The 19,101-nt window shown below is 63.3% G+C and carries 14 protein-coding genes and 1 pseudogene; 8 read left to right on the top strand and 7 right to left on the bottom strand.

The annotated features are described in order from the left end of the window. Positions 1 to 98: 98 nt before the first annotated feature. A complete protein-coding gene (locus Q3C01_RS09245; RefSeq protein ID WP_458145009.1) occupies positions 99 to 959 on the bottom strand; it encodes a L,D-transpeptidase in 861 nt (286 codons plus the stop codon). Between the two features lie 912 nt (positions 960 to 1,871). Here Q3C01_RS09245 and Q3C01_RS09250 point away from each other — a divergent pair. Beyond that, positions 1,872 to 2,261, top strand: a complete 390-nt coding sequence (locus tag Q3C01_RS09250; RefSeq protein ID WP_458145010.1) for a hypothetical protein — start codon at positions 1,872 to 1,874, stop codon at positions 2,259 to 2,261. 335 nt (positions 2,262 to 2,596) lie between these two features. On the opposite strand, the gene Q3C01_RS09255 is transcribed toward Q3C01_RS09250, so the two are convergent. The 6 genes and pseudogenes from Q3C01_RS09255 to Q3C01_RS09280 form a co-directional block, all read right to left on the bottom strand. Next, positions 2,597 to 3,151 carry a thioredoxin family protein gene (locus tag Q3C01_RS09255; protein WP_458145135.1) on the bottom strand — a complete coding sequence of 185 codons (555 nt, stop codon included), beginning with the start codon at positions 3,149 to 3,151 and terminating at the stop codon, positions 2,597 to 2,599. Positions 3,152 to 3,414: 263 nt separating this feature from the next. Then, positions 3,415 to 4,385, bottom strand: a pseudogene (locus Q3C01_RS09260) (ABC transporter substrate-binding protein). Positions 4,386 to 4,873: 488 nt separating this feature from the next. Continuing rightward, on the bottom strand, positions 4,874 to 5,191 hold the full coding sequence (locus tag Q3C01_RS09265) for a DoxX family protein (protein ID WP_458145011.1): 318 nt from the start codon (positions 5,189 to 5,191) through the stop codon (positions 4,874 to 4,876). Positions 5,192 to 5,194: 3 nt separating this feature from the next. Further along, on the bottom strand, positions 5,195 to 6,085 hold the full coding sequence (locus Q3C01_RS09270) for an NAD-dependent epimerase/dehydratase family protein (protein WP_458145012.1): 891 nt from the start codon (positions 6,083 to 6,085) through the stop codon (positions 5,195 to 5,197). Positions 6,086 to 6,185: 100 nt separating this feature from the next. Continuing rightward, the gene (locus tag Q3C01_RS09275) at positions 6,186 to 7,094 is read right to left on the bottom strand and encodes a LysR family transcriptional regulator (protein WP_458145013.1); all 909 of its coding nucleotides are present in this window, start codon (positions 7,092 to 7,094) and stop codon (positions 6,186 to 6,188) included. 323 nt (positions 7,095 to 7,417) lie between these two features. Next, on the bottom strand, positions 7,418 to 8,158 hold the full coding sequence (locus tag Q3C01_RS09280) for a GntR family transcriptional regulator (protein ID WP_458145014.1): 741 nt from the start codon (positions 8,156 to 8,158) through the stop codon (positions 7,418 to 7,420). A 338-nt stretch (positions 8,159 to 8,496) separates the two neighbouring features. Between Q3C01_RS09280 and Q3C01_RS09285 the strand changes: the two genes are divergently transcribed. Genes Q3C01_RS09285 through Q3C01_RS09315 form a run of 7 tightly spaced genes read left to right on the top strand, consistent with a single transcriptional unit; the run spans position 8,497 to position 18,955 of the window. After that, on the top strand, positions 8,497 to 10,056 hold the full coding sequence (locus tag Q3C01_RS09285) for an ABC transporter substrate-binding protein (RefSeq protein WP_458145015.1): 1,560 nt from the start codon (positions 8,497 to 8,499) through the stop codon (positions 10,054 to 10,056). A gap of 21 nt (positions 10,057 to 10,077) precedes the next feature. After that, positions 10,078 to 10,998 (top strand): ABC transporter permease, encoded by a 921-nt coding sequence (locus Q3C01_RS09290; protein WP_458145016.1) that lies wholly within the window; start codon positions 10,078 to 10,080, stop codon positions 10,996 to 10,998. Then, on the top strand, positions 10,991 to 11,887 hold the full coding sequence (locus tag Q3C01_RS09295; RefSeq protein WP_458145017.1) for an ABC transporter permease: 897 nt from the start codon (positions 10,991 to 10,993) through the stop codon (positions 11,885 to 11,887). Before Q3C01_RS09290 ends, Q3C01_RS09295 begins: the two co-directional genes overlap by 8 nt. A gap of 1 nt (position 11,888) precedes the next feature. Beyond that, on the top strand, positions 11,889 to 12,908 hold the full coding sequence (locus tag Q3C01_RS09300) for an ABC transporter ATP-binding protein (RefSeq protein WP_458145018.1): 1,020 nt from the start codon (positions 11,889 to 11,891) through the stop codon (positions 12,906 to 12,908). After that, positions 12,905 to 13,912 carry an ABC transporter ATP-binding protein gene (locus Q3C01_RS09305; protein ID WP_458145019.1) on the top strand — a complete coding sequence of 336 codons (1,008 nt, stop codon included), beginning with the start codon at positions 12,905 to 12,907 and terminating at the stop codon, positions 13,910 to 13,912. The genes Q3C01_RS09300 and Q3C01_RS09305 overlap by 4 nt, the downstream gene beginning before the upstream one ends. 11 nt (positions 13,913 to 13,923) lie before the next feature. Further along, entirely contained in the window at positions 13,924 to 15,642 is a 1,719-nt protein-coding gene (locus Q3C01_RS09310) for an AMP-binding protein (RefSeq protein ID WP_458145020.1), read from the top strand. After that, a complete protein-coding gene (locus Q3C01_RS09315) occupies positions 15,635 to 18,955 on the top strand; it encodes a carboxyl transferase domain-containing protein (protein WP_458145021.1) in 3,321 nt (1,106 codons plus the stop codon). Before Q3C01_RS09310 ends, Q3C01_RS09315 begins: the two co-directional genes overlap by 8 nt. Positions 18,956 to 19,101: the final 146 nt, after the last annotated feature.

Consider the following 19,101-nt stretch of genomic DNA (forward strand, 5'->3'; position numbering starts at 1 on the left):
CGGCCCCGTATGTCTCAGAAGGGCCAGAAGCCGAGTTAGAAGCGACGACTTGAATTGTCTCCGTGTCCTCAGTTGCGGATCAGGGACGGAGGACTGAGCTACTGGACCTCGGTGAACTTCGGTCCAGATGACAGAATCTGCGCGTTAGTTGCCGAGGGCCGGTTCGACGGCGATGCCGGGTCCGGCGATCGTAAAGCGGCGTCGGGCGGAGCTCCCGGGGATGGTCGACGGGTAGCGGTTGCCGGAAGCACGATCACTTTCGATCCGACTTTCACCCGCTCATAAAGGTCCACGACGTCCTCATTGGTCAGCCGGATACAGCCGGAAGAAACCCGCTTCCCGATCGTATCGGGCTTGTTGGTGCCGTGAATTCTATATTCGGTCTCGCCTAGATACATCGCCCGAGCGCCGAGCGGGTTGCCGGGGCCGCCTGCCATAAACCGCGGCAGATAAGGCTGACGCACAAGCATCTCTGCAGGCGGACGCCAATCCGGCCATTCCGTCTTACGGGCCACAGTCTGTTCACCGGACCATGTGAAGCCTTCGCGGCCAACACCGATCCCGTAGCGCATAGCTTGCGTGTCGTTCAAAACGAAATAAAGGAATGTGTTTTTGATATCGATGATCACAGTGCCCGGCGTCTGGTGGCTGGCGCAGTCAACCACCTGCCGAATAAATGCTCCGGGAACGTCAGCGACTTTTGGTGTTTCAACCTGAGGTGCCGGGACCGAAATCGGAGCCGGAGCTGACGCTGATGCATGAACTGGAGTTGACACATAAACCGGAGTTGACGACGCCAGGGCTTGGTGGGCGGACGACTTTCGTATTGATTGCACGCTCGCCGGGTGAGACAGCAAACTGTACCCCAATGCGGCGACGGCCACAGCGCCAATCGCAATTCTCCCGACCGTTGGTAGAGCGAGCGTCTCTGCCTTTCCACGTTTGGCCCGCTTACTCATATCTTTCCCCAGGTCACCATGCCTGGAAGAGGTAGCCAGCAAAATTTAAGAAACTTCGAAGCGATTTCGCTCAAACTGGAATCGTTAGCGGTGGTTAACGCCGAACTCTCGTTCGACATAAATTGGAAGTACCGCTTGATATTTAGCTTGCGACGTGGACACCGCGCTTTCATCGCGGAGCCAATCGACGTTTGAATAGCGCGGCGGAGCGGGCACGCTCCGCTCTTTCATTAACGGCGGCTTTGGGTCACGAACCGAACTGACGGAGAGGGTGGCTTTGGAATGCGGAGGGGACCTGTATGGCTGGTACACAGCAGTGGGAGTGAGCGGCGCCCGGGGCCAACGGTGGAGTGGGAATAGGGCAGCCGGCTGCGATCGCGCAGTTTTGCGTAGTCTGGTGAAGTTGTTCTCGCTTCCGATCGCATTGAGGACGCTGACCGAAGCAGTGAGCTTGGCTTGTCCCGGTCGAGGTCGGTAATCCACCGCGATTTCGCTAACGGAGTATTCCAGCGCACTTGATCGTAAAGAAGGGCGGGGCGCCCAAAGCTCAGCTCCGAGCGTCGGCGCAGGTTGGTCATGGCGACGTCGAGCCCAACAGACGATCACCAGCACTTCTGGTGCCGTTGTCGCGACACGTACATTCGTCACACGGGCAGTCTGTTCACTTCTGAACAGATCGTGGGCTGACCATCGGCGTACGGTAGGTCGGTGCGCCGTCATGGACAAAGATCGTTTGTTCATCGTGCTGCTGATACTGCTGGGCATGTTGCCTCCGGCATTACTCATTCTCGCGCTGTTCTTTCGCTGAGCCGTCCAGTTCACGGGGCAGACCGTAGGGAGGAGCCCTCGGCGGTAGACGCGTCCACCAAGCGAACGCCGCTTTAGATGTAAGTTTTATGACGCGTTTGGCGTATGCGTGGTGTGCGCGTCGCGCTGATGATCATGTATCCATATTCCCACACTGCGACCGAAAAGCGCCTGTTTGTTGCTTATCGGGCAGACAGGCAAATCTGTTTTGTTTCAACGTTTGCTTGCCGGATACAGTCATTGGCTGGAGAGACAAAAGTGAATCGTTCCCTGATAACTGACATGCCGCGCGACAAATATGTCGGGCGCTGCAAGCAGCGAGCCTTCGATTATATCGACCGAGACGATCTTAAAAGCGCAGTCGGCTCGTTTGTCAGCGATATGAGCGCACGTCCCGATTGCGAATTGCCACGCCACCTGGTTGCTCTCGGCGTTTTGCTGCTGATGGGGAACGATGTGCTTGGGTGGAGGACGCTGATCGAAGGAGTAAGGTGATGTCACTCGCAGGAACAGTGGCTCGACATAGAAGCTTGCCAGGCTACGACTTGTGGGAAGCAGCGCGGGCGACAGGAACAACAACATACTGCTTTGCAATGGAAAAATTCACGCTAATAGTCGATAGCCTTGCGCTCGCCGCTTTCGTGTCGGCCCTCATCTTTGCAAAGCAAACACGCGGACGAAGGCACTAGCACCCGTGACGTTCCCTGCCGGCGAATGCGATTCCGGCAGCAGCCGCGGCGCCCTCGTGATGCCGCTAGTCAAATCGCACATGTGCAGCAAATGCCGCACGCGGCGGTCTCAGATGCGAAACCTGTTGACAGGGATCGGCTTCATTTGTCCTTCCACTTGATCGAGCAGCCGATAGACGCCTTTTGGTCAGCCGGCGCCAGACCTGTGGTCGCAATTGCGCACATGGCCTCGACAAGCTCTCGGGGCGCCCCTGCGCGAGGCGGAGTTGTGCGCCCTGCGTCGAGCCGGCCGCGATACTTGAGCTTGCGGTCAGCATTGTAGCCGAAGAAGTCCGGCGTACAGACGGCCCCATACGCCCGAGCGACTCTCTGGGTCTCGTCGTGGAGATATGGAAACGGGAAATCATGAGCCTTCGCGAAACGCTTCATATTCTCAAATGAGTCTTCGGGATAGCTCGCCGCATCGTTCGAGCAAATCGCCGCAAAACCAATGCTCTCCGACATCAGCGCGCGGGCGTCCGAAACCATGCGGTCGATCACCGCTTTAACATAGGGACAATGGTTGCAGATGAAGACGACGACAGTGCCTTTTGCGCCCGCAACGTCGTCCAGTGCGTAAGTCTTGCCGTCGGTGGCCGGAAGCTGGAACACCGCCGCCGGCGTATCAAAAACGACCTGGGTAGCTGCTGTTGCCATATCGCACCTCCTTGTGCCCAATATATGCTGACGACGGCCTGCTGGGGCACAGTTTCCAAAACCTTCGCTAGTCGCATCGTTTTGGCCATACGTCAGCCATTTCCGGTCGACTCTTAACACTGCCATTTGGACGAGCGCGGGATCGTCGGTGTGGGCCACGAACGGACGTTGGCACCTCCAATGCTCCGGCGCGTGGGGCGGCGACCAAGCCTATGTCGCAGAAGGGCCATCACCGGACTCATGCGCCGCAGCAAACCGCATCTCTATTCGATCACTTCGTCTGCAAGGGCGAGAAACGAGGGCGGTACCGTGAGGCCAAGCGCCTTTGCAGTCTTGAGGTTGATCACCAGTTCGAACTTGGTCGGCTGCTCAACCGGCAGATCGGCAGGCCTGGTGCCTTGAGGATCTTATCGACGTAGTCGCCTGCACGGCGGAGGCTATCGGCTATGTCGGGGCCGTATGAAACCAAACCGCCATTGGTGGCGAATAGTCGGTATAGGTAAATCGCGGGCAGACGATGCTTCGCCGCCAGCGCGGTAACTCGTGCAACGTTGTTAACCATCAAGGCATCGCCCATGACAACGATGGCATCGGGCTGCTGGGCTGCGGCCGAGGCAAAGGCGATGTCAAGTTCCTCGGCCGTGGTCGCCTCCACTATCGGCAGAGCGACGCCTAGTTTCCGGACAAGTTGGGGTATGTCCTCGGCTACGTGCAACCTGTGCATTGGATTGTCCGGATTGACCAAGATCGCAATTTTCGAGGCGGTGGGAACCATTTGCCGCAGCTTTTCGATCGTTTTGCCAACGATCTCTCCCGGGACGAAGGACGCAGGACCCGTTATGTTGCCGCCTGGATGCGACAGGCTTTGGACGAGGCCGAACCCCACGGGATCGGCAGCAATGAATACAATCGGAATGGAAGCCGTTGCCGCTTTCAGGGCTAAAGCATTTGGCATGCCCGGGCCAAAGAGCACATCGGGCTTGAGGGCGACAAGTTCGTTCGCTAGAGGCGCCAGGCGCTCGGCATGATTCTCGGCCGACCGGTAATCAACGATCAGGTTCTTCCCTTCGATCCAGCCATGATCGCGCATGCTGTCCTGCCACACCTTGAAATTTGGCAAGTACAGGGGCGCGCTATCAAGATAGCCGACCCGGCGAGGCGTCAACTGTGCCCACGAACGCCGTGGTGAAACGAGCAGTGCCGCAGAACCCGCTATGAAATCCCGCCGGTCCATTCGATTCTCATCGCAGGTCGAGGACGATGGAAAAAGCCTTATCACGTTTTCGATGGTCCTCTCACTAAGTCCAGGGTATCGAAAAATCGCGTCTCGTTACGATGTCAGCAGTGGGTCAATCGCGTCGGTGCTCGTTAAGGCCGCACGGTCGTCAATGTCCGCTACGCCCCGATAGCGACCAACTTCCGCATCGCAACGAAATGTCGCGGTGGGCCAACAGCGATGGTCTTGACCGATGATCGTAGGTTCGGTTTACCTCTCACAGCTGACGAGCAAGCGAACTGAGTATTTCGTCGCTACGGGCCGCAATCGGACTTCAAGGGCCCCGGCTGCAGCGGCCGCTCCCGGACGGGTCGCTCCAGGTCGTCGTGCGCGGCGTCAAGGAAGATCCGGGCGATCCGACGGTTTGACGCCCAAGGGAACGCGTTCTCCTTCGGCATTCCAAGCGGATTGGCAGCCTCCCCAAGTGCCCGGAAGCCACCGATCTTTCAGGAAATCCAACTCGCCATCAGGAGCAAGGCAGCAAAGCAACCGATCGGTGCGAGATGGGAAAACTCCCGATGTCGCAGGACGGTCAAAGCTGCCGCCGCGAGAATGACGGCGCAGAGGGCCAAGCCTGCTGCACGGGTTGCCGGTATAGCGACCAGGATTGCGGCCGATATTTCCAATCCGCCAGTGACTCGGCACCACCACGCAGGATACCCCCATCGAACAAAGTTGTTCCGCGTCGTCGATGTAGCGATCGCATTGAACAGACCTGCACTGGCGAAGGCAGTGGCAAGCAGCCTAATGAATATTGTGTGCATGGCTTAAGCGACCGCCAACGCATAAGCGCGCAACTCGTCGATGATCGATGCCCGCGAGGGATTCCAGCCGAGTTCGCGCTTCGCCTTCTCGCCCGAGATGATCTGATCGGAGGCGATCGCATCGGCGAAGCCCCGGAGAACCTTGCGCGCCTCGCCGAGCGGCCATGCCGCTACTCGGCCCTCAGCACCGCCTAACTCGCTCGCTGCGCGTGCGATCTCGACGAGCCGCGGCGCCGAACCGTGCGCGCCATTGAAGACAGATCCTGCCGGTGCCCGCTCGAGCGCGAGCGCATAGAGATCGGCCAGGTCGTCGGCATGCACGGTCGACCAGCGATTTTGACCGTCACCGACATGAAGCGCCGCACCATGTTCCTTGGCCGCTGCGACCATCATCATCGCGGCGCCGCCCCAGTTGCCATATACCCAGGCAGGACGGATAACGACCGGATGGACGCCCTCGGCTCCGGCCGCGAGGATCTCGCGTTCCAGCGCCTGGCGCCAGCGGACCATCTCGACCGGGTTCAGTGGAGTGTCCTCGGTCGCCGACGTGTCGCCCGTGGAGCCGTAGACCAAGCTGCCACTGGTATAGATGAAGCGCTTACCCGTTCCGCGCTGGGCTTCAAGGATTGCACGCGTCGCAATCTCGTCGAAAGACGCAGCGTTCTGGTCGTTGGGCGAAGCGGCATGGACGACGGCGTCCACGCCCCGCACCGCCGAGGCCAAGCTCACCGGGTCAGCAAGCTCACCTATCTCCGCCACGAAACCTCGGTCGAGCAGCTTGGCCGCGCTCGCTTCCGACCGGGCAAGCCCCACGATTTCATGACCTCCCTCTTTCAATCGATGCGCTACCGCACCGCCGATCAAGCCAGTCGCGCCTGTTACCAAAACTCGCATGTCGATCACCTTTCAATTTCGGTGAATCCAACAAAGCGGAACGGCAATGCGGATGGAAATCGCGAGTCCTGATGTGGCGCTATCGATTGCGCCGATGGCGTCAAGCCGAGGCGGCGATTTTGGTGACGATGCCGCGCAACCAGGCGATAGCCCCATGCGTATCCGCCCGCCGGTGCCACATCAAGTGGAGCGGCCAGGAGGGCAGTTCGAGCGGCGGATCATACATCGCTATGCCAACTCCGGTATCAGCGAACCTTCGCGCGACCCGGGAGGCCAGCGTCGCGACGAGGTCGGTTCCGGCGATCACGAAGGGTGCGGCCAGAAATTGCGGCAGGCTCAGCACGACGCGCCGTTCGAGGCCGAGATCAGCAAGCCTCAGGTCGACGATCCCGGAGTGGTCGCCTTCCGGAGAGACCAGAAGATGCGGGGCCGCTGCGAAAGCCTTGAGGCTTGGACCGCCTGCGAACGCCGGGTGTCCCTCCCGCACGACGCAAGCAAAACTCTCAAAAAACAGCGGGCTGCTGATAATGCGCGCCGACGTCTCGACGGGGAAACCGATCGCAAGGTTCGCCTCGCCACTGTCGAGTAGCGTGATAGCTTCGTCTCGACCGAACATCCCGCAGACGCGCACGTTGATGTACGGGGCATCGATGCTGAGGCGGGCCATGAGCGGCGGCAACAAGACGAACGCCGCATAGTCGGTCATCGCGAGCGTGACGGTATTGTCGGCCGTCGCGGGATCGAAGCTATCGGCCTGTAGCGCGCTCCGGAGAAGCCGGAGCGCATCCGAGACGGGACCAGCAAGGTCATGGGCGCGGGGCGTCGGCTGCATGCCTGAAGGCGTTCGCACGAAGAGCTCGTCCCCAAGAAGCTCTCGCAAGCGCGTGAGTGCTCCGCTCATCGCCGACTGGCTGAGGCCGATCCGCGATCCGGCGCGCGTCACGTGACGCTCCGCGTACAGCGCATCAAAGGCCTTCATCAAGTTGAGGTCGAAGCCAGCTATATCCATGTGGCCGATCATAAGGGGATGCGCTCAACGGGGATAGCGGCCATACGTCAAGCGCACACCCCTCGACGGCCCCGGGTGGGCTGGACCCGATCCGTCGAGGATGGCGTTCCGGCAAGTCATCCACCACCTGGCAGTCCGCACTTACCCAAACAAGCGGACGTCGCTTAAGAGGCCGCGACGTTTGCAAAGGGTCAAAATGCGATCTGGCGGGGAGGGCCGCTTCTGGCGCAAAGCGGACGCTCGCTGCGAGGCATACATCTCGGAAGCACCAAAAGTCGATCTCGGCAGGGCGGAGTATGGCTCCTTCCGTAGTGTTCCTCTGTTCAATCCTTGATGAGCTGGGCGCGGTCAATCTTCGCGCTGCGGGTCTTTTGCAGCGTGGCAATCGCGGCGTCGCGGGAATTGAAGAAGACCAGCCGCTGCGCGCGCTCGGCGTCTTGATCCTTGCCGGCGGCGATGGCAGCAGCCAGCGCTTGCCATTCACGAACGACCGACTGTTGCCGACTTGGCGTGAAGAAGTCGAGCGGGCGGTCGCGCCAGATGAAGCCCCACAGCGTGTAGTCCACCTGGTGTCGCAACAGCCTGGCGAGATACTGGTTGCCGCAGTTGGCGATCACCAGGCCGCCGATGCGGGCGGACGCCCGCGTGAAACGCTCGGCCGTACTCCGCGATTCGGCAAGTTCGCGCAGTTGGGCGATGCCTGCCTGCAAGTCCGTAAGTGGCTGCGCATCCCTGCGCCGCGCAAGGTCGCGTGCAGCGAGTCCCATCAGAACTGCACGGGTGTTGAACAGTTCGACAATAGTGTCGAGAGTGACGCCGACCACATAGGCGCCGCGTCGCGGAAAGAAGTTCACCAGGCCGCGTTGTTCCAACACGCGGATCGCTTCGCGCACCGGACCGCGGCTGACGTTATAAAGCGTTGCAAGTTCCTGCTCGCGAATGCGTTCGCCGTCCTGGTACTCGCCGTTGATGATCGCATTGCCAACGTGATCTGCGATCTGTTCGGGAATCGTACGGGTACGTTCGCCATGCCGTCGCGGCGTGGTCCTCTGCCGATCTGGCATGGCTTGCTCCATGTCTTCCCGGTCCAAGTCTGCGGAGTTCTTTCGCGCGGAGTCCTTTCGCCTTGAGTCTGTTCGCCTCAAGTCCTTTCGTTCCAAGTCTTTTCGCACCAAGTCACTCACATCAACCTCGCGTGCCACACCGCCCGGCAACCTGCGCCCGCTAATTCCAACGAACGGAACTTAGCGGGCGAATGTCGGATTGTCGACAATTGACATTCCTACGGGAAGGTGGTTTCGCTAGCCAGCCAGCGGGCTAAATCGCCGTGGCATCAAAACCGGTGCGGGCGGAATCGCGCCCGACAACAAAAATGCATCCGGCGAGGGAGGAACAGGCGACGATGAAGCTCACGGGTATCTTGTTGGGGCTGGCAGTTGCGTTGTCTCCCGCACTTGCGTCGGCGCAGGCTTCGGGTGATCTGACCGTCGCGTTCGGTGCGGAGGGGACGACCCTCGATCCGACCAAATACTCGGCTGGCGTCGATCAATACTTCATCGGCCAGATGTTCGAGCAGCTGGTGCGTTTTGATCCCGACGAAAAGCCGGTGAATTGGCTCGCGGAGTCCTGGGAGCTACAGCAGCAGGACGGCAAGCCCGTGATCGACGTCAAGCTTCGTCCTGGCGTCAAGTTCCACAACGGCGATCCCCTGACATCAGCCGACTTCGAGTTCTCGTTCCAGCGGCTGCGCGATCCCAAGATCTCGCGCTGGTCGCACCTGCAGGCCAATGTCGAGCGGTTCGAGATCGTCGACGACCTGCATTTCCGCATCCACTTCAAGGAGCCGGACGGCAACTACATCGCCGACTCGCTGGAGTTGTGGGCGATCCCCAGGAAGTATTTCGAGCAGGTCGGCGAGGACGGTTTCGCCAAGGCGCCGGTCGGAACCGGCCCGTGGAAGTTCGTGTCGCGCTCGGTCAAGGAGGACCTCAAGCTCGAAGCCTTCGACGACTACTGGAACAAGGACGCGCGTCCGAAGGTCAAGAACCTCACCATCAAGATCATTCCCGAGGACTTGACGCGCGTCGCGGCGTTCAAGTCCGGCGCGGTCGACTGGATCGACAACGTGCCGCCGGCGATGGTCGCCGAGTTCAAGAAGATGCCGGGCGTAAAGACCTTCACCGCGATCTCCGGCAACAATCTCTACATCGATTTCCCGACCTACAAGCCGGAGTCGCCATTCAACAAGCTCAAGGTCCGCCAGGCGGTCGCGCAGGCGATTGACATGGATGCGATCATCAAGAGCGTGCTGTTCGGCCAGGGCGAGCGCTATGCCGAGGTCGGCAAGGGAAGCACCGGTTACGATCCGGATCTCAAGCCCTGGGCGTACAACCCGAAGGAAGCCAAGCGCCTGCTGACCGAGGCCGGCTATCCCAACGGCTTCGAGACGCCCTGCTACAACCTGACGACGCCGCGTGAGCCTAACATCAAGGAGATGGGCGAGGCGATCTTCGCCTATCTCGGCACCGTCGGCATCCGCTGCAAGGTGCAGGGTCTCGAATACGGCGCGTGGATCAACCTCGGCCGTCGCGGTCGCAACGGCCCGCCGGAGATGGATGGCATTCTCAGCTGGATGTGGACGCAAGGCCTGCCGGGCGATCCGGCGACGCCGTGGGGCGGGCATCTCCACAGCTTCGTGCCGGGCAAGGGCTGGGGCAGCTATTCCTACACCGACGACAAGCAGGCCGACGCCATGGTCGAGGAGCTGAAGGCCACCATGGAACCCGCCAAGCGCGAGGAGCTGATCCGCAAGATCTCAATCTACAAGCACAATGACGTGCTCGGCGGCCTCACCACCTATCGTCCGGTGATCACGTTGGCCTGGCGCGACAAGGTCAACTTCCGTCCGTGGCCCTATCCGGGCGCGTGGCGCGGCTTCCAGGAGATCGGTCTCAAACCGTAAGCGGACCCGCGGAGCCAGGCCATGCTCGCCTACGCCCTGCGCCGGCTGCTGCACGGCATCGTCAGCATCATCGGCGCCTCGATCCTGATCTTCGTGATCTCCCGCATGACGGGCGACCCCATCGTGCTGTTGCTGCCGGTCGATGCGCCGCAGGCGCTGATCGACCAGACGCGCGCGGCGATGGGGCTCGATAAGCCGGTGTGGATGCAGTACCTGATCTTTGCCGGCAAGGCGCTGACCGGCGACTTCGGCAACTCCTATCGCTGGCAGATGCCGGCGCTGGCCCTCGTGCTCGAACGCCTGCCGGCGACTATCGAGCTCGCGCTGTCGGCGCTGTTGTTCTCGGTGGCGCTCGCTGTGCCGCTCGGCGTGCTGTCGGCGGTATACCGCGGCGGCTGGATCGACAAGCTCGGCAAGGGCTTTGCCATGCTGGGGCAGGCGATGCCCGGCTTCTGGGTCGGCCTGCTGCTGATCCTGGTTTTCGCGGTCAACCTCGGCTGGCTACCGGCGTTCGGCGCCGGCGGCATCTCCCACCTCGTCCTGCCGGCGATCGCGCTCGGCTGGTATCCGGTCGCGGCGCAAACCCGCATCGTGCGCTCGGCGATGCTCGATGTGCTCGACAGCGACTACATCCGTATGGGCCGCGCTGTCGGCGCGCCGGAGCGGCTGCTGGTGTGGAAGTATGCTTTCCGCAATGCCGCGGTGCCGCTGGTCACGGTGCTCGGCGTCTACTTCGCATCGATGCTCGGCGGCGCCTTCGTCGTCGAGGTGATCTTCGCCTGGCCGGGGCTTGGCCGCACGGTGGTCGAAGCGGTGTTTGCCCGCGACTTCCCGGTGGTGCAGGCCGGCGTGCTGTTCACCTCGATCCTGTTCGTCGCCTCCAACCTGCTGGTCGACCTCAGCTACGGCATGATAGATCCGAGGATCCGGCAAGATGGCTGACGTCTCTGCAACCTCCGCGCCTGTTTCCGGTGTCATGAGCGCGCGCTGGCTGCGCCGCATCGCCCGCGGCGGTGTCCCCTACCTGTCGCTGCTGATCTTCGCGCTGGTGCTGATCGCGGCGATCGGCGGCGAGGCGGTGGCCCCGCACGATCCCAACGGTCTCGATCTCGGCGCCGCCTTCCACCCGCCGGCGTGGCAGGACGGCGGCTCCCTCGATCATCTGCTCGGCACCGACAATCTTGGCCGCGACGTTTTCAGCCGCATCATCGCCGGAGCGCGCATCTCGCTGACCGTCGCAATTTACGCCATCGTCATCTCCGGCGGCATCGGGGCGCTGGTCGGCATGATCGCCGGCTATTTCGGCCGCTGGGTCGACGCTGCAATCATGCGCCTCGTCGACATCCAGATGTCGATCCCTTCGCTGGCGTTGGCGCTGGTGATTGCCACCGTGCTGTCGCCGAGCCTGACGACGGTGATCGTGGTGATCTCGATCACCTACTGGACGTGGTACGCGCGCATCATCCGCGGCGAGATCCTGTCGCTGAAGGAGCGCGACTATGTCGCGCTTGCCAAGGTCGCCGGCTGTTCGACGCCGACCATCTTCGTGCGCCACCTGCTGCCCAATGTGCTGAATACGCTGCTCGTGCTGGCGACTCTGCAGGTCGGCCAGGTGATCATCTTCGAGGCGTCGCTGAGCTTCCTCGGCCTCGGCATCCAGAGCCCGGACGTGTCCTGGGGGCTGATGCTGGCCGACGCGCGCAACTACATCGAGAACGCCTGGTGGGCGATCACATTGCCTGGCGTCGCGATCATGCTGACCTGCCTGTCGGCGAACCTGATCGGCGACTGGCTCCGCGATACCTTCGATCCCAAACGCAGGCAGCTTTGAGATGACGACCCTTGCCATCGATCCGGCGCCTGATCCGGTCATCAAGCCACCGCTGCTCAAGGTCCGGAATCTCAAGACCTACCTGCACCTCAGGCGTGGTGTCGTCCGTGCGGTCGACGGCGTCGACCTGGAGGTCGGGGAAGGTGAGACGCTCGGCGTGGTCGGCGAATCCGGCTCGGGCAAAACCATGACCAGCCTGTCGATGCTGCGGCTGTTGCCGAAGCCGGGCGGCCGCATCGTATCGGGCTCGATCGAGCTCGACGGCACCGATCTCGTCAAGCTCAGCGACGCCGAAATGGCGCGCAACTGGCGTGGCCGGCGCGTCTCCATGGTGTCGCAGGACCCGCTGACCTCACTCAACCCGGTGTTCACCATCGGCGATCAGGTCGGCGCGCCGTTCCGCTATCACCATGTCGTCGAGGGACGAGGCGCCATTCGCAAGGCGGTCGAGGCAGTACTTGGCCGCGTGAGGATTCCTTCGCCGGGGAAACGCCTCGACGACTATCCGCACCAATTCTCCGGCGGCATGCGCCAGCGTGTGGTGACCGCAATGGCCATCGCCTGCGCGCCTCGCCTTCTGATCGCCGACGAGCCGACCAGCGCCCTCGATGTTACCATCCAGGTGCAGATGATGGAGCTGTTCCGCGAGCTGCGGCGCGAGAGCGGGGTCGGCATCATCCTCATCACCCATGATCTCGGCGTCGCCGCCGGCATCTGCCACCGCATCGCAGTGATGTACGCCGGGCGAGTGGTGGAGAGCGGCGATGTCCGCGAGATCTTCCGCAACCCGGCGCATCCCTACACGCAGGGCCTGCTCAACTCGATCCCGCGCCTCGGTCAGCGGCGGCGACGGCTCGAGGCGATCCCCGGCCAGCCGCCGAGCCTGATCGATCCGCCGAAAGGCTGCCGGTTCGCGGCGCGCTGTCCGCAGCGGATGAAGCGGTGCGACGACGATCCGCCCTCGTTCGATGTGTCCCGCGGCCACAAGGCCGCCTGCTGGCTGGCGGAGCCGCGGCCATGACGAGGCTCGACGACATGGGCGGGGCGGGCACGCCGCTGCTCGAGGTGCGCAACCTGACCAAGCGGTTTGCGGTTCGTGGCGGAGGCGTCGTGCGCGCGGTCGAGAACATGAGCTTCAGCATCGGCCGGGGCGAGACTTTTGCGCTGGTCGGCGAATCCGGGTGCGGCAAGACCACGCTAACCAAACTGGTACTCGGCCTGGAGCAGCCGACCTCAGGCGACATCCTGTTCGACGGCGTCGTCCTCGGTTCGGCGTCGTCGGCGGCGCTACGGGGCTACCGGCGCCAGGCTCAGGCCGTGTTCCAGGATCCCTATGCCTCGCTCAACCCGCGGCTGCGCGTGCGCACCATCATCGCCGAGCCGCTGATGGCCCATGGCATTGGCGATCGCACCAGCCGCCGCCAGCGTGTCGCTGAGCTGCTCGACGTGGTCGGGCTGCCGGCGGCCGCAGCCGACCTCTATCCGCACGAATTCTCCGGCGGCCAGCGCCAGCGTATTGCGATCGCGCGGGCGCTCGCGCTGAAGCCGTCATTCATGGTGCTCGACGAACCGATCTCGGCGCTCGACGTCTCGATCCGGGCGCAGATCCTGAACCTGCTCGCCGACATTCAGGACGAGTTCGGCCTGACCTACCTGGTGGTTGCCCACGACCTCGCGTTGGTCGAGCACTTCAGCTCGCACGTCGGTGTGATGTACCTCGGCAGCCTGGCGGAGCGCGGGCCGACGTCCACGGTGTTCGGGCAGCCATCCCATCCCTATACGCGCGCGCTGCTTGCTTCGGTGCCAAGACCAGATCCCGACCATCACGCCCCCGCCGGCGTCATCCGTGGAGAAATCGGCAGCGCGGTTGCGCCGCCGCCGGGATGCAAGTTCCACCCTCGCTGTCCTTACGCGACCGACATCTGCACGGCCGACGTGCCCGCGGGCCGGGCGCTTGCAGCGGGCCAACTGGTCGCCTGTCACCACGCCGACGTCATACCGCCACTCTCATTGTCTCCAGCCTGACGGGGTCAAGCATGTCCCAGCAACAACCGATCGAAGAACAAAAATACCTGGAAGACTTGCGCGCTCTGTACCGCAAGGCCTGGCCGAAGGATCTCGCCCGCGAGATCGTTTATCCGCACGGCGAGAAGCCGCTGACGGAGTACCTGCGGACCTGGGGGCGGCTGCGCCCGGACAAGGCGGCGGTGATTTTCTACGGCACGGCGATGACCTATGCCGAGCTCGATCGCCAGAGCGACCTCTTCGCCACGCTGCTGGCGCAGCAGGGCGTGCGCAAGGGCGATCGTGTCTCGGTGTTCCTGCCAAACTGCCCCCAGTTCCACATCGCTTTCTTCGGCATTCTCAAACTCGGGGCCGTGCATTGCCCGGTCAGCCCGCTCTCGAAGGCCTTCGAGCTCGGCTACCAGGTCAGGGACTGCGGCTCTGAGGTGATCGTGGCGCTCGACCAGCTGATGCCGGTGGTGCGCAACGTGCTGCCTGAGACGCAGCTGCGCAAGCTGATCGTCACCAGCTTCGCGGACGTGATGCCGGCCGAGCCCGCGATTCCCGCGCCGGCGATGGCACGGGCCGCGAAGATCGATTGTCCGGACGCGATCGATATGATGCCGGCGCTCGCGGCCATCGCCGCGCCATCCTTTCCGGACGGCACCTCGCTCGACGGCATCGCCGCCCTCAACTACACCGGTGGAACTACGGGCATGCCGAAGGGCTGCATCCACACCCAGCGCGACATGCTCTATACGGTCGCGGCCAACACCTCGCTGGCGCCGCCGCTGGAGAGCTCGATCGCGCTCAGCTTCTTCCCGGAATTCTGGATCGCCGGCGAGAACATGTGCCTGATCTTCCCGGTGTTCAGCGGCACCACGCTGGTGTTGCTGACGCGCTGGGATCCGCTTGCGGTGCTGGCGGCAATCGATCGCTACGAGGTGACCAGCACGGCAATGCCGGTCGACGGCGCGCTGGAGCTGATGGACCATCCGCGCTTTGGCGAGTTCGACCTGAGCTCGCTCACCAATGTGCGCGTCGTCTCCTTCGTCAAGAAACTCAACCTCGACTACCGCCGCCGCTGGCAGGAGAAGGTCGGCACCGTGCTCGCCGAATCCGCCTGGGGCATGACCGAGACCCACACCTCCGACAGTTTCACCACCGGCATGCAGGACGATGATTTTGACCTGAAGTCGCGACCGACCTTTGTCGGCCTGCCGGTGCCCGGCACCGAATTCAAGATCTGTGATTTCGAGACCGGGGCGATCCTGCCGCTCGGCGCGGAGGGCGAGATCTGCTGCCGCACGCCATCGCTGCTGAAGGGCTACTGGAACAAACCCGAAGCGACCGCCGAGACGCTGCGCAATGGCTGGCTGCACTCCGGCGACATCGGCCTCATCGATGAGGACGGCTATCTGCATTACCTCGGCCGTCGCAAGGAGATGATCAAGGTGAAGGGGATGAGCGTGTTTCCGGGCGAGCTGGAGGCACTGCTCGGCCAGCATCCAGCGGTGGCCGGCTCCGGCGTGGTGCCTCGGCCGGACGAGGAGCGCGGCCAGGTGCCGGTCGCCTTCGTTCTCCTGAAACCCGAGGAAGCTGCCGGCGTCACCGCCAAGGCGATCGAGGACTGGTGCCGGGAGCGAATGGCGGTGTTCAAAGTGCCGGAAGTGCGGATCGTCGAGTCGCTGCCGATGACGGCGACGGGCAAGGTCAAGAAGCAGGAATTGGGTTCGTTGCTCAATGCGTGAACGTGTGTTCAAGAAACTCCTCATCGCCAATCGCGGCGAAATCGCTATCCGCATCGCCCGCGCGGCGGCCGATCTCGGCATTGCCACGGTTGCGGTCTATTCCGCCGACGATGCGCTGTCGCTGCATGTGCGCAAGGCGGACGAGGCGCAGCCACTGGGGCGGGCCGGCGCAGCTGCGTATCTCGATATCAACCGTGTAATCGCGATCGCCCGGGACACCGGCTGTGATGCAGTCCATCCCGGCTATGGCTTCCTCAGCGAGAACGCGACTTTCGCGCGGCGGGCCGCAGAGGCTGGCATCACCTTCGTCGGTCCCTCGCCGGCGGCGCTGGAGCTGTTCGGCGACAAGGTCGCTGCACGCAAGCTCGCGATCAAAGCCGGCGTGCCGGTGATCGAGGGTACAGTCGGGTCGACCAGCCTCGACGAGGCGGTAGCATTCTTCGACAGCCTCGGCGGCGGAGCGATGATGATCAAGGCGGTGTCCGGCGGAGGTGGCCGTGGCATGCGTGCAGTGCGCCAGGCCGCCGGTGTGGCGGAGGCCTATGCGCGCTGCCGCTCGGAAGCGAAGGCGGCGTTCGGCGACGACGCGGTCTATGTCGAGCGGCTCGTCGAGGACGCACGCCATATCGAGGTGCAGGTGATCGGCGACCGCAGCGGTGCGGTCTGCCATCTCTGGGAGCGCGAATGCACCATCCAGCGCCGCAACCAGAAACTGATCGAGATCGCGCCGAGCCCTTCGTTGTCGCCGGAGCAGCGCGCCCGCATCACCGATGCGGCGCTGAAGCTCGCATCCGCTGCCTCCTATGACAATCTCGGCACGTTCGAGTTTCTGGTCGATGCCGGCGATCCGGAGGAGGGCGGGTTCTTCGCCTTCATTGAGGCCAATCCGCGCCTGCAGGTCGAACACACGGTGACCGAGGAGGTGACGGGCGTCGACCTCGTTACCACCCAGCTGCGCATCGCCGCCGGTGCCACGCTGGCGGCGCTCGGCCTGAACCAGCCGGTGATTCCGGCGCCGCGCGGCTACGCCATACAGCTGCGCATCAACATGGAGACCATGGACCACAATGGAAATACCCAGCCGGCCAGCGGCACGCTGACCGCATTCGACATGACGTCCGGCCCGGGCGTGCGTGTCGACAGCTTCGGCTACACCGGCTACCGCACCGGCACCTCGTTCGACTCGCTGCTGGCGAAGTTGGTCGTGCATTCGACCGCGCCGGATTTCGCCACGGCAGCGGCGCGAGCCTATCGGGCCGCGTGCGAGGTGCGGATCGAGGGCGTGGCCACCAATCTTGCTTTTCTGCAGGCGCTGCTCGCGAACAAGGCGTTTATCGCCAATCGCGTCAATACACGTTTCGTCGAGACCCACGCAGCCGAGCTGGTGGACGCCGCCGCGGCGGCGCATCCGCACCGGTTCTTCGCCGGCTCCGGCGAAGCGGCTCAAGCTGCGCAAGCATGCGCGGCCAAGGTCGCGGCGCCCGCCGGTTCGGTCGACATTGCCGCGCCACTACAGGGCACAGTCGTCGCCATTGCGGTCGCAGATGGCGAGATCGTGCGGCCCGGTCAGCAGATCGCGGTGCTCGAAGCGATGAAAATGGAGCATCTGGTCGCGGCCGAGGAGGGCGGCGTGGTTCGCCTGGTCGCTGCGAAGGTCGGTGATACGCTCGCCAAGGACGAACCGATCGTGTTCATCGAGCCGGCGGAGATCGACGGCGCGGTGGAGGCCGACGACGATCTCGCCGATCTCGATGCCATCCGTCCCGATCTCGCCGAGATGCTGGCTCGCCAGGCGTTTACGCGGGACGAGAACCGCCCCGATGCGGTGGCGCGCCGTCGCAAGACCAACCAGCGCACGACGCGGGAGAACATCGCCGCGCTGGTCGACGAGGACAGCTTCATCGAGTACGGCTCGCTGGCACTGGCGGCGCAACGCGCCCGCCGCACGCACGATGACTTGATCCGCAACACTCCGGCGGACGGTGTGGTCTCCGGGCTCGCCACCGTCAATGGCCGGCACTTTGATGCTGATCGCGCGCGCTGCATGGTTGTCGCCTACGACTACACCGTGCTCGCCGGCACCCAGGGCCAGCGCAACCACAAGAAGCAGGACCGCATGTTCAAGCTCGCCGAGGAGCTGCGCACGCCGGTGGTGCTGCTCGCGGAGGGCGGTGGCGGCCGGCCCGGAGACACCGAGCGGCTCGGCGTGACTGGTCTCGACGTGCCGACCTTCGGCCAATTCGCACGGCTGAGCGGCCTCGTGCCGCTGATCGGTGTGGTTTCCGGCCGCTGCTTCGCCGGCAATGCCGCGCTGCTCGGCTGCTGTGACATCATCATCGCCACCAAGGATACGACGCTTGGCATGGGCGGCCCGGCGATGATCGAGGGCGGCGGCCTCGGGGTGTACAAGCCGGAGGAAGTCGGCCCCGTCGGCTTCCAGGTACCGAATGGCGTGATCGACATTCTGATCGAGGACGAGCAGGAAGCGATCGAGGCCGCCAGGAAATATCTCTCCTATTTCCAGGGACCGATCAGGGGGTGGACGGCGCCGGATCAGCGGCTGTTGAGGCGGGCTATTCCGGAGAATCGGCTGCGGGTCTACGACATCCGCACCGTGATCGACACGCTGGCGGACGAAGGCTCGGTGCTGGAGCTGCGGCCGGAGTTCGGCATCGGCATCGTAACCGCGTTCGTGCGCATTGAGGGCCAGCCATTCGGCCTGCTCGCCAACAATCCAAAACATCTTGGCGGGGCGATCGATGCCGCCGCTGGCGACAAGGCGGCGCGCTTCATGCAGCTGTGCGACGCCTTCGACATCCCGATCCTGTCGCTCTGCGATACGCCGGGCTTCATGGTCGGCCCGGAGGCGGAAAAGACCGCACTGGTGCGCCATGTCTCCCGGATGTTCGTCACCGCGGCGAGTATCACGGTGCCTTATTTCACCGTGGTGCTGCGCAAGGGCTACGGCCTCGGCGCCCAGGCGATGGCCGGCGGCGGCTTCCACGCCCAGACCTTCACCATCTCCTGGCCGACCGGTGAGTTCGGCGGCATGGGATTCGAAGGCGCCGTGCGGCTCGGCTACCGCAAGGAGATGGAGGCGATCGCTGACCCGGTGGCGCGCGACAAATTCTTCCGCGACATGGTCGCGAAGTTCTACGAGACTGGCAAGGCGATCAACATTGCCTCAGTGCTCGAGATCGATCAGGTGATCGACCCGATCGAGACGCGCGACTGGATCATCAAGGGCTTGCGCTCGGCGCCACCGCCGCGGCAACGCAACGGCCGCAAACGGCCGTGTGTGGACACCTGGTGATGAACTCGGCCGACAAGTTTGAGCACGAGTGCTATGATGTCAGCTACTTCCACGAGATAGTGATGCCACCGGTAGATGCGCTCGAACTTGAAACAAGACTAAACTCCACAAGGTTACAAACTACGACTTGGCGGCCCGCGCGAATG

It is taken from the genome of Bradyrhizobium sp. UFLA05-109 (assembly GCF_054185165.1).

Excerpts from the sequence above, each read along its gene's own strand:
- Q3C01_RS09245 (WP_458145009.1), bottom strand. The coding sequence starts at position 959 with ATGAGTAAGCGGGCCAAACGTGGAAAGGCAGAGACGCTCGCTCTACCA.
- Q3C01_RS09250 (WP_458145010.1), top strand. The coding sequence starts at position 1,872 with ATGCGTGGTGTGCGCGTCGCGCTGATGATCATGTATCCATATTCCCAC.
- Q3C01_RS09255 (WP_458145135.1), bottom strand. The coding sequence starts at position 3,151 with ATGGCAACAGCAGCTACCCAGGTCGTTTTTGATACGCCGGCGGCGGTG.
- Q3C01_RS09265 (WP_458145011.1), bottom strand. The coding sequence starts at position 5,191 with ATGCACACAATATTCATTAGGCTGCTTGCCACTGCCTTCGCCAGTGCA.
- Q3C01_RS09270 (WP_458145012.1), bottom strand. The coding sequence starts at position 6,085 with ATGCGAGTTTTGGTAACAGGCGCGACTGGCTTGATCGGCGGTGCGGTA.
- Q3C01_RS09275 (WP_458145013.1), bottom strand. The coding sequence starts at position 7,094 with ATGGATATAGCTGGCTTCGACCTCAACTTGATGAAGGCCTTTGATGCG.
- Q3C01_RS09280 (WP_458145014.1), bottom strand. The coding sequence starts at position 8,158 with ATGCCAGATCGGCAGAGGACCACGCCGCGACGGCATGGCGAACGTACC.
- Q3C01_RS09285 (WP_458145015.1), top strand. The coding sequence starts at position 8,497 with ATGAAGCTCACGGGTATCTTGTTGGGGCTGGCAGTTGCGTTGTCTCCC.
- Q3C01_RS09290 (WP_458145016.1), top strand. The coding sequence starts at position 10,078 with ATGCTCGCCTACGCCCTGCGCCGGCTGCTGCACGGCATCGTCAGCATC.
- Q3C01_RS09295 (WP_458145017.1), top strand. The coding sequence starts at position 10,991 with ATGGCTGACGTCTCTGCAACCTCCGCGCCTGTTTCCGGTGTCATGAGC.
- Q3C01_RS09300 (WP_458145018.1), top strand. The coding sequence starts at position 11,889 with ATGACGACCCTTGCCATCGATCCGGCGCCTGATCCGGTCATCAAGCCA.
- Q3C01_RS09305 (WP_458145019.1), top strand. The coding sequence starts at position 12,905 with ATGACGAGGCTCGACGACATGGGCGGGGCGGGCACGCCGCTGCTCGAG.
- Q3C01_RS09310 (WP_458145020.1), top strand. The coding sequence starts at position 13,924 with ATGTCCCAGCAACAACCGATCGAAGAACAAAAATACCTGGAAGACTTG.
- Q3C01_RS09315 (WP_458145021.1), top strand. The coding sequence starts at position 15,635 with ATGCGTGAACGTGTGTTCAAGAAACTCCTCATCGCCAATCGCGGCGAA.